The organism is Micromonospora phytophila (assembly GCF_023656545.1).
Taxonomy (GTDB): domain Bacteria; phylum Actinomycetota; class Actinomycetes; order Mycobacteriales; family Micromonosporaceae; genus Micromonospora; species Micromonospora phytophila.
This window is the reverse complement of the sequence record NZ_JAMOKF010000033.1, coordinates 20,592-30,168: the sequence shown is the minus strand read 5'-3', so window position 1 is coordinate 30,168 and position 9,577 is coordinate 20,592. Positions and strand designations below refer to the sequence as shown.

Genomic DNA, 9,577 nt, shown 5'->3' with positions numbered 1-9,577 from the left:
CAGCTCCCCCAACGCCCTGATCAGCGACAGTCCACGCCCCCGGAAGCCCGAGCCGGTGGACTCCCGCCACCGCCCGGTGTCGCGCACCGTGGCCACGACCGTGCGGTCCTCGATGGCCACCTCGACGCTGATCGTCGGCTCGGCCGGGTCGACGGGATGCTCGATCGCGTTGGCGGCCGCCTCGGAGACCGCCACGGTGAGGTCGAACAGGTCCGTCTCGCGGACGGAGTGCGCGACGAGGAAGTCCTCCAGCCGCCTGCGCAGCACGCTGAGCCGGGTGGGGTCCGCCGGCAGCCGCAACGCGAACCGGTTGAGTTCGGCCGCCTCCAGGGCGAGCACCGCGACGTCGTCGCGTCGGGGCCGCCCGGCGACCCGCTCCACCACGGCGTCGATCAGGTCGGTCACGTGCTCGCCGGGGGTCGCCGCGTCGCACCGGAGCTGGGCCAGCGCGGCGTCGATGCCGGCCTGCCGGTCCTCGATCAGGCCGTCGGTGTAGAGCAGCAACCGGCTGCCCGCGGCCAACTCCCCGTCCTGCGTGCGGTACCAGGTGCCGGTGATGGCCCCGACGGGCGGCCCGAGCGCCCGGTCGTGCAGGAACGCCACGTCGTCTCCTCGGATCAGCAGGGGGGACGGGTGACCGGCGCTGGCGTAGCGCAGCCGGCCAGTGCGAGGACTGAACCGGAGGCAGACCACGGTCGCGAAGGAACGACCCTCGGTCGACCCGACGAGCCGGTTCAGCCGGGTCAGCGCCTCCCCCGGGTCGAAGCCCTCCAGGACGTACGCCCGCAGCGCGTTGCGGAGCTGGCCCATCGCCGCGGCCGCGCGGACGCCCTTGCCGACCACGTCGCCGATGACCAGCACGATCTCGTCGTCGTCCAGCGCGATGACGTCGTACCAGTCGCCGCCGACCTCCACGTCGGCGCTGCCGGGCAGGTAGCGGCTGGCGACCACGGCGCCGGGCAGCTGCGGCAGGGACCGGGGCAGCAGGCTGTGCTGGAGGGTGGTGGCGATGCGGTGCTCGGCCTCGTAGAGCTGCGCGTTCTCCAGCCGCACCCCGACCAGCCGGGCCAGCTGGGTGAGCGCGGCCTCGTCGGTGTCGGCGCCGTCGCCGTCGCGACGCCACACCCGCAGCTCACCGAGCTGCTCCCCGGCGGTGCCGGTCAGCGCCAGCAGGAAGGACGGCTCGATCGAGGTGATCCCGCCGCCGTCGGCCTCGTAGCGCGCGCCCGGGGCCGAGACCACCACCCGGGCCGCCTCGGCGAGGCTGAGCGCGTGCTGGGCGGCGACCTGGAGCACGTCGGCGGTGGAGCGGGCGGTGTTGACCGCCACCGCCGCGTCGGCGAGGGCCCGGAGCCGGCGGATGACCTGGCCGCGCAGCTGGCCCAGCTCGACGTTGGCGCGGACCCGGGCGATCAGCTCCTGGCCGGAGAAGGGCTTGGTGAGGTAGTCGTCGGCGCCGACCGAGAGCCCGGCCACCGCCTCGGCGGAGCCGGCCCGGGCGGAGAGCAGCACGATCGGCAGGTGCCGGGTACGCGGATCCGCGCGCAGCGCGGTGACCAACCCGAACCCGTCCAGCCGGGGCATCATCACATCGGTCAGCACCAGGTCGAAGGTGCCGTCCAGCGCCAGCCGCAGCGCCTGCGCCCCGTCGGTGGCCGTGACCACCTCCCACGACGGGGAGAGCAGCCGGGTGACGTGTTCCCGCAGGTCGGCGTTGTCGTCGGCGACCAGGATCCGACCCGCCGCGCCGGAGGAGGCCACCTCTGCGGAACGGGCGGCCGTGGACCGGCCGACCGCGTGGGTCCAGAGCGCGGTCTCCGCGACGTAGAGGTCGGCCTGGGCCAGCTCGCCCGGCCCGGCGGGGCCCGGGGCGGCCACCCGCTCGGCCGGCAGGTGCGACGAGCCGAACGGGACGCTCACCGTGAAGGTGCTGCCCTCGTCGACGCGGCTGCTCACCCCGACCTGGCCGCCGTGCATCTCGACCAGCTCGCGGACCAGCGCCAGCCCGATCCCGGTGCCCTCGTGGGTACGCGAGCGCACCCCGGGCACCCGGTGGAAGCGCCCGAAGACGTGCGGCAGCTCCTCGGCGACGATGCCGACGCCGGTGTCGGTGACCTCCAGCCGGGCTGCGCCGGCCGCCGCCCGGATCCGCACCCGGATCTCGCCGTCGAAGGTGAACTTCACCGCGTTGGAGACCAGGTTGAGGACGATCTTCTCCCACATGTCCCGGTCCACGAAGACCGGTGCGGGCAGCGGGGGGCAGTCCACCACCAGGCGCAGCCCGGCCCGCTGGATGAGGGAGCGGAAGGTGCTGGCCAGCCGGGAGGTGTAGTCGGCCAGGTCGGTGGGCTGGTAGCGGGCGGTCAGCCGACCGGACTCCAGCCGGGAGAAGTCGAGCACCGTGTTGACCAGCTTGAGCAGCCGCAACGCGTTGCGGTGCATCGTCGCGATCCGGTCGGTGTACTCCTCGGGGAGCTTCGGGTCGGCGAGCAGGTCCTCCATCGGGCCGAGCACCAGGGTCAGCGGGGTCCGGAACTCGTGGCTGATGTTGGCGAAGAAGTTGGTCTTGGCGCGGTCCAGGGCGGCCAGCTCGGCGGCGCGGGCCCGCTCCTGCTCGTACGCCTGCTGCTTGCCGACGGCCCGGGAGATCTGGGCGGCGACCAGGTCGAGGAAGTTCCGGTACTCGTGGGTGAGCGGCAGCCGCCGGGCGACGCCGACCACCAGCGTCCCGACGGTCTCGTTGGTGGCGGTGATCGGCAGCACCAGCGCCTGCTCGGCGGCCCCCGCCGGCACGCCGTCGAGCAGCTCCGTCACCGCGACGGTGGCGGTGGCGCCGTCGACGGCGATCTCGGTGAGCAGCACGGGCGACGGGGCGGTGACCGAGGCGGGGTCGATGCCGCTGCACCCGGCGAGGGCGAAGCCACCGGCGTCGTCGCGCAGGTAGACCAGCGCGAACGGCACGTCCGGGCGGTGCCGGTCGAGCACCGCCCCGGCGGTCCGGCCCAACTCGGCCATGCTGCCGACCTCGGCCAGCTCGGTGCCCAGTTCGGCCAGCGTCCGCAGCCGGCGCTCGCCGAGCACCCGGCCGGTTGTCTCGCTGACGATGCAGAAGACCCCGTTGACGCTGCCGTCGACGTCCCGGATCGGGTCGTAGGAGACGTCGAAGTAGACGTCCTCCAGGAAGCCGTGCCGGTCGATGACGAAGGGGTGGTCCTCGCCGTGGTACGGCTCACCGGTCCGGTGCACGCCGTCGAGCACCGGACCGAGCACGTCCCAGGTCTCCACCCAGTGCTCACGGGCGGGCTGCCCGATCACCGCGGGGTGCTTGGTGCCGATCGTGGGCAGGTAGGCGTCGTTGTAGAAGGTCCGATGGTCCGCACCCCAGAACATCGCGACCTGGGACCGGGAGGCGAGCATCGTGCTGACCGCGTGACACAGCGCCGAGGGCCAGCGGTCCGGGGTGCCCAGCGGGGTGCCGGCCCAGTCGAACCGGTGGAGGCGCTCGCCCATCTCACCGCCGGCGGCGAAGGCTGCCGCCAGCAGCGGGGGGAGCTCGGCGGCCCGGGCGCGGGCGGGTCGACCCTCTTCCGCGCTCCGCTGGCCCGAGCTCATGCAGCCTCCCGCTCCAGCCATGTCCAGGACGGTTCCGACGGTCCGTCGGTCGTGCCCCGACTTGTACCCCGACGGACCAGCAACGTAACGCATGACCCCCGGGGTGCGCTGGTTACGTGCGCCCCGCCGGTCCGTCACCCGGCCGGGCACCGGCCGACGGCTCGGGCGGAGAGCGCGGCCGGGGCCACGGCGCCAGCGCGGGAACCGCCGACGACGCCGGGGTGTTCCGCTGGTTTCCGTGGACGCCGACCGTGGCCGACGGCGGCGACGGTTCGGAATGTGACATCGGCGACACCGCGGTGCCGCCGCAGCGGATCCGGGCCGCTCGCCGGCCGATCCGGTGCCGGGCCCGCCGGATCCGGACCGCCTCCCGGGCACGGTCCGACCCCGCCCGGGGGTCCGTCCCCGGTCAGCCCGGCAGTCTCCCGGCCGTCCGGTCGCGGGCCGCCCGGACGAGCGCGGTGACCGGCCGGGGGTCGGGCTCGTTCTCCGGGTGCCACTGCACACCGAGGACGAAGGGACGCCCCGGGTCCTCGACCGCCTCGACCACCCCGTCGTCGGACCAGCCGGTGACCGCGAGCCGTCCCGGATCGGCGACCGCCTGGTGGTGGTAGGAGTTGACCGAGCGCACCCCGGCCATCACCGTCGCGGCCAGGCTGCCCGGGGCGAAGCGCACGCCGTGCCCGCCGTACACCCCGGGGGCGGGGCGGTGCCCGTCGTGCCCCACCCGGTCCGGCAGGTGCTGGTGCAGGGAGCCGCCGGCGGCGACCGCGAGCAGTTGCATCCCCCGGCACACGCCGAGCACCGGCAGATCGGTGGCGAGCGCGGCGGTGAGCAGGGTCAGCTCGCCGGCGTCACGCCCGGGCCGGCTCTCGGTGCGCGGCGCCGGCGGCTGGCCGTACCGGGCCGGGTCGACGTCCGCCCCGCCGGCCAGGAGCAGCCCGTCCAGCACCCGCAGCACGTCGGGGTCCCGGTCGTCCGGTGGCAGCACCACGGCCCGCCCCCCGGCGGCCGTCACCGCCCGGACGTACGCCTCGGGCACCAGCACCGCTGGCACGTCCCGCCACACCGCCCAGGCGGCCGGCTCGACGTACGCGGTGATCCCGATCAGCGGTCGGCTCACAGGGCTGGCACCGTTCGCGACTGCGGGGCTCGCAGACCCGGCTTACTCCTCGCGCTCACAGTGGGGTGACGTACGCGCCGGTGATCCCGCCGTCGACGACGAACTGCGCGGCGGTCATGAAGGAGGCGTCGTCGCTGGCCAGGAAGGCCACCGCGGCGGCGATCTCCTCCGGCTGCCCGAACCGGCCCATCGGCACGTGCACCAGCCGGCGGGCGGCCCGCTCCGGGTCGGCGGCGAACAGCTCCAGCAGCAGCGGCGTGGCGACCGGTCCGGGGCAGAGCGCGTTGACCCGGATGCCCTCGCGGGCGAACTGCACGCCCAACTCCCGGGTCATCGCCAGCACCCCGCCCTTGCTGGCGGTGTACGCGATCTGCGAGGTGGCCGCCCCCATCAGCGCCACGAACGAGGCGGTGTTGATGATCGATCCCTTGCCCTGGCGCCGCATGTGCGGGATGACGTGCTTGCAGCAGAGGTAGACGCTGGTGGTGTTGACCCGCAGCACCCGTTCCCAGGCGTCCAGCCCGGTCTCCAGGATGGAGTCGTCCTCCGGCGGCGAGATGCCGGCGTTGTTGAACGCGACGTCGACCCGCCCGTGCCGCTCGGCCACGCCGTCGAAGAGTTCCCGGACCGCCGCCTCGTCGGCCACGTCGCAGGCGACGAACTCCCCGCCGACCTCGTCGGCGGCGCGCTCGCCGGCCGCCGGGTCGATGTCGACGCAGACCACCCGCGCCCCCTCGGCGGCGAAGCGCCGCACCGTGGCCAGCCCGATGCCGCTGCCCGCGCCGGTCACCACGGCGACCCGGTCCTCAAGACGACCCCGCACTTCTCACTCCTCTGTCGCGATGAACACGTTCTTGACGTCGGTGAAGGCGTGCAGCGCGTCCGGGCCCAGCTCACGGCCGAGACCGGAGCGTTTCATCCCGCCGAACGGGGTCCAGTAGCGCACCGACGAGTGCGAATTGACGCTGAGGTTGCCCGACTCGACCGCGCGGGCCACCCGCAGCGCCCGGCCCACGTCCCGGGTCCAGATCGAGCCGGAGAGCCCGTACTCGGTGTCGTTGGCGAGGCGGACCGCGTCCGCCTCGTCGTCGAAGGGGAGGACGGAGACGACCGGGCCGAAGATCTCGTCCCGCCAGTGCCGGTCGGCGGGGGTGTCGGCGAGCAGCACCGTCGGGGCGTGCCAGAAGCCGGGGCCGTCCGGGCGGGAACCGGTGAAGGCCACCATGGCGCCGTCGACGTACCCGGCGACCCGGTCCCGGTGCCCGGCGGAGATCAGCGGCCCCATCTCGGCGGTCTCCCGCGCCGGGTCCTCCACCCGGAAGCCGCGCACCGCCGGCTCCAGCAGCTCCAGGAAGCGGTCGTACGCCGGGCGCTGGACCAGGATCCGGGAGCGGGCGCAGCAGTCCTGGCCGGCGTTGTCGAAGACCGCGTACGGCGCGGTGGCGGCCGCCCGTTCCAGGTCGGCGTCGGCGAAGACCAGGTTGGCGCTCTTGCCGCCCAGTTCCAGGGTCACCCGCTTCACCTGGTCGGCGCAGCCGGCCATGATCCGGGTGCCGACCTCGGTCGAGCCGGTGAAGCAGACCTTGCGGACGGCAGGGTGGGTGACGAAGCGCTCCCCCACCACCGATCCGGCGCCCGGCAGCACGGTGAACACGTCCTCGGGCAGGCCCGCCGCGAGGGCCAGCTCGGCCAGGCGCAGCGCGGTCAGCGGGGTCAGCTCGGCGGGCTTGAGCACCACGGTGTTGCCCGCCGCGAGGGCCGGCGCGAAGCCCCAGGCGGCGATCGGCATCGGGAAGTTCCACGGCACGATCACCCCGACCACGCCGAGCGGTTCGTGGAAGGTGACGTCCAGCCCGCCCGGCACCGGGATCTGCCGGCCGGTCAGCCGCTCCGGGGCGCCGGCGTAGTAGTCGAGCACGTCGCGGACGTTGCCCGCCTCCCAGCGGGCATTGCCGACGGTGTGCCCCGAGTTGCGGACCTCCAGCTGCGCCAACTCCTCCAGATGGGCGTCCACCACGGCGGCGAAGCGCCGCAGCAGCCGCCCCCGATCCCCCGGCGCGACGTGTCGCCACCTCTCGTACGCCACCGCCGCCCGGGAGATCGCGGCGTCCGTCTCGGCCAGCGACGTGGCCGCCACCTCCGCCACCACCTCGCCGGTGGCCGGATTCATCACCTGGCTCACGCGTCGACCTCCGCTGCCTCGATCATCAGGTCGTGGCCCGCCGCGCCGCACGCCGGCCGCCGCACCGCGCCCACCAGGGGTGCGTGGTGGAGCGGGGCCGGGCGGGGGTCAGAGGCGTTCGAAGCCACGGACGAGTTCCCAGTCGGTGACGGCGGCGTCGAAGGCGGTCAGCTCGACCCTCGCCTGGTTGGCGTAGTGGGCGACCACCTCGTCGCCGAAGGCGTCCCGGGCCACCGTGGAGTCCTCCCAGAGGGTGCGGGCGTCGCGCAGGGTGCCGGGGACGCGGGCGGCGTCCGCGTCGTCGTACGCGTTGCCGGTGCACTCCTCGCCCAGCTCCAGCTCCCGCTCGATGCCGTGCACCGCGCCGGCGACCAGCGCGGCGATCGCCAGGTAGGGGTTCACGTCGGCGCCGGGCACCCGGTTCTCCACCCGCATGCCCTGCCCGTGCCCGACCAGCCGCAGGGCGCAGGTGCGGTTGTCGGTGCCCCAGCGCAGCGCGGTGGGGGCGAACGAGCCGGGCTGGTAGCGCTTGTAGGAGTTGATGTTCGGGGCGAAGAGGAGGCTGAACTCGCGCATGGTGTCGAGCAGCCCGGCCAGCACCCGCTGCCCGGTCACCGAGAGGTGGGCGGGCCCGTCGCCGAGCATCGCCGAGCGCCCGTCGGAGTCGCGCAGGGAGAAGTGGATGTGGCAGGAGTTGCCCTCCCGCGCGTTCGGCTTGGCCATGAAGGTGATCGACATGCCCTCCTGGGCGGCGATCTCCTTCGCCCCGTTCTTGTAGATCACGTGGTGGTCGGCACAGGTGACCGCCTCGTCGTAGCGGAAGGCGATCTCGTGCTGGCCGAGGTTGCACTCGCCCTTGGCGCTCTCCGGCACCAGGCCCGCGCCGGCCATCTCGGTGCGGATCCGGCGCAGCAGCGGCTCCACCCGGGCGGTGCCCAGCAGCGAGTAGTCCACGTTGTACTGGTTGGCCGGGGTCAGCTCGCGGTAGCCCCGCCGCCACGCCTCCTCGTACGAGTCGCAGAAGAGCACGAACTCCAGCTCGGTGCCGGCGTACGCGGTCAGGCCGTGGGCGGCCAGCCGGTCGAGCTGCCGGCGCAGGATCTGCCGGGGCGAGGCGACCACCGGGCCGGAGCCGTCCAGCCAGGCCAGGTCGGCCAGGAGCAGGGCGCTGCCCGGCTGCCAGGGCACCCGGCGCAGCGTGGTGAAATCCGGGACCATGGCGAAGTCGCCGTAGCCGCGTTCCCAGCTCGACATGGCGTACCCGTCGACGGTGTTCATGTCGACGTCGACGGCGAGCAGGTAGTTGCAGCCCTCGCTGCCGTGGGCGACCACCTGGTCCAGAAAGTAGGGGGCGTGGAACCGTTTGCCCTGCAAGCGCCCCTGCATGTCGGTCAGGGCCAGCACGACGGTGTCTATCTCGCCGCCGGCGATGGCGACCCGCAACTCTTCCAGCGTGAACGGCGTTCTGCTCATCAGCGGGCCTCCATCACCAAGGTCTACTGGCAAACCGGATCACCGTCAATGCCCCGGTGTCACCGGCGGCAACCATTCGAGGAGTCCTCATGCGTCGTCGCGTCGTCCTGGCCGTCGTCACCGTCCTCACCCTCGGGCTCGGCACCGCGAGCGCCCATGCGGCCGGGCAGCCGCCGGGCGGGCCGGTCCCGCAACCCCCGCCCAGCGGCTTCGACTTCACCCGCCCGCAGGTGGTCGCGACCGGGCTCCAGGTCCCCTGGGGGCTGGACTTCCTGCCCGACGGCAGCGCCCTGGTCGCCCAGCGCGACCTCGGCACCGTCGTGCGGGTCCGGCCCGGCGAGCCACCCCGGCAGGTCGCCCGGATTCCCGGGGTGGTCGCCGGCGGCGAGGCGGGACTGCTCGGCCTGGCGGTCTCCCCCACGTACCGGTGGGACCGGTTGGTCTACGTCTGCTTCACCACCGCGACCGACCTGCGGATCGTGCGGTTCCGGCTCGACCTGCCGCAGTTCCCGCAGGTGATCCTCAGCGGTGTACGGCGTGCCTCCGCCCACGACGGCGGGCGGATCGCGTTCGGCCCCGACGGCATGCTCTACGCCGGCATCGGTGACGCGCTCGTGCCCGCCGACGCGCAGAACCTGGCCAGCCGGAACGGCAAGATCCTGCGGATGCGGCCGGACGGCCGCGTGCCGGTGGACAACCCGTTCGCCGGATCGCTGGTCTACAGCTACGGCCACCGCAACGTGCAGGGTCTGGCCTGGGACGCGCGGGGCCGGCTCTTCGCCACCGAGTTCGGCCAGAGCGCGTGGGACGAGGTGAACCTGATCGTGCCGGGCGGCAACTACGGCTGGCCGGTCGTCGAGGGCCGCAGCAGCGACCCCCGGTTCCGCGACCCGGTCGTCGTCTGGACCCCGGCGGAGGCGTCACCGAGCGGCGCCGCCTTCGCCGACGGCACCCTCTTCGTCGCCGCCCTGCGCGGGGCCCGGCTCTGGGCCGTACCGGTGAGCCTCGCCGGTCAGGTCGGCCTTCCCACCGCCGAACTGTCCGGCGCCTACGGCCGGCTCCGCACGGTCGAGCGGGCCCCGGACGGCTCGCTCTGGGTGACCACCAGCAACCGCGACGGGCGCACCACGCCCGCCCCGGACGACGACCGCATCCTGCGCTTCACCACCGGCCGGCGGTAGTCCCGG

The 9,577-nt window shown here is 74.1% G+C and carries 6 protein-coding genes; 1 reads left to right on the top strand and 5 read right to left on the bottom strand.

Going from position 1 to position 9,577, the window contains the following annotated elements:
* From NCC78_RS07630 to NCC78_RS07610, 5 genes are all read right to left on the bottom strand, one after another.
* The coding region (locus tag NCC78_RS07630; RefSeq protein WP_250792790.1) for a SpoIIE family protein phosphatase at positions 1 to 3,612 on the bottom strand (3,612 nt) is incomplete at its 3' end.
* Between the two features lie 409 nt (positions 3,613 to 4,021).
* Positions 4,022 to 4,735: a gamma-glutamyl-gamma-aminobutyrate hydrolase family protein gene (locus tag NCC78_RS07625; RefSeq protein ID WP_250792786.1), complete on the bottom strand. Its 714-nt coding sequence runs from the start codon at positions 4,733 to 4,735 to the stop codon at positions 4,022 to 4,024.
* A gap of 55 nt (positions 4,736 to 4,790) precedes the next feature.
* Positions 4,791 to 5,558, bottom strand: coding sequence for a 3-oxoacyl-ACP reductase (locus tag NCC78_RS07620; RefSeq protein ID WP_250792783.1), 768 nt, complete (start codon positions 5,556 to 5,558; stop codon positions 4,791 to 4,793).
* A 3-nt stretch (positions 5,559 to 5,561) separates the two neighbouring features.
* Positions 5,562 to 6,905: an aldehyde dehydrogenase family protein gene (locus NCC78_RS07615; protein WP_250792810.1), complete on the bottom strand. Its 1,344-nt coding sequence runs from the start codon at positions 6,903 to 6,905 to the stop codon at positions 5,562 to 5,564.
* A gap of 120 nt (positions 6,906 to 7,025) precedes the next feature.
* Positions 7,026 to 8,390, bottom strand: a complete 1,365-nt coding sequence (locus NCC78_RS07610; RefSeq protein ID WP_284706265.1) for a glutamine synthetase family protein — start codon at positions 8,388 to 8,390, stop codon at positions 7,026 to 7,028.
* An 89-nt stretch (positions 8,391 to 8,479) separates the two neighbouring features.
* Between NCC78_RS07610 and NCC78_RS07605 the strand changes: the two genes are divergently transcribed.
* Complete coding sequence (locus NCC78_RS07605; protein WP_250792779.1) at positions 8,480 to 9,571, top strand: PQQ-dependent sugar dehydrogenase; 1,092 nt, start codon at positions 8,480 to 8,482, stop codon at positions 9,569 to 9,571.
* The last annotated feature ends 6 nt before the right edge of the window (positions 9,572 to 9,577 follow it).

Bases quoted from the DNA above. Each gene is read 5' to 3' on its own strand.
- NCC78_RS07610 (WP_284706265.1), bottom strand. From the start codon at position 8,390: ATGAGCAGAACGCCGTTCACGCTGGAAGAGTTGCGGGTCGCCATCGCC.
- NCC78_RS07605 (WP_250792779.1), top strand. From the start codon at position 8,480: ATGCGTCGTCGCGTCGTCCTGGCCGTCGTCACCGTCCTCACCCTCGGG.
- NCC78_RS07615 (WP_250792810.1), bottom strand. From the start codon at position 6,905: ATGAATCCGGCCACCGGCGAGGTGGTGGCGGAGGTGGCGGCCACGTCG.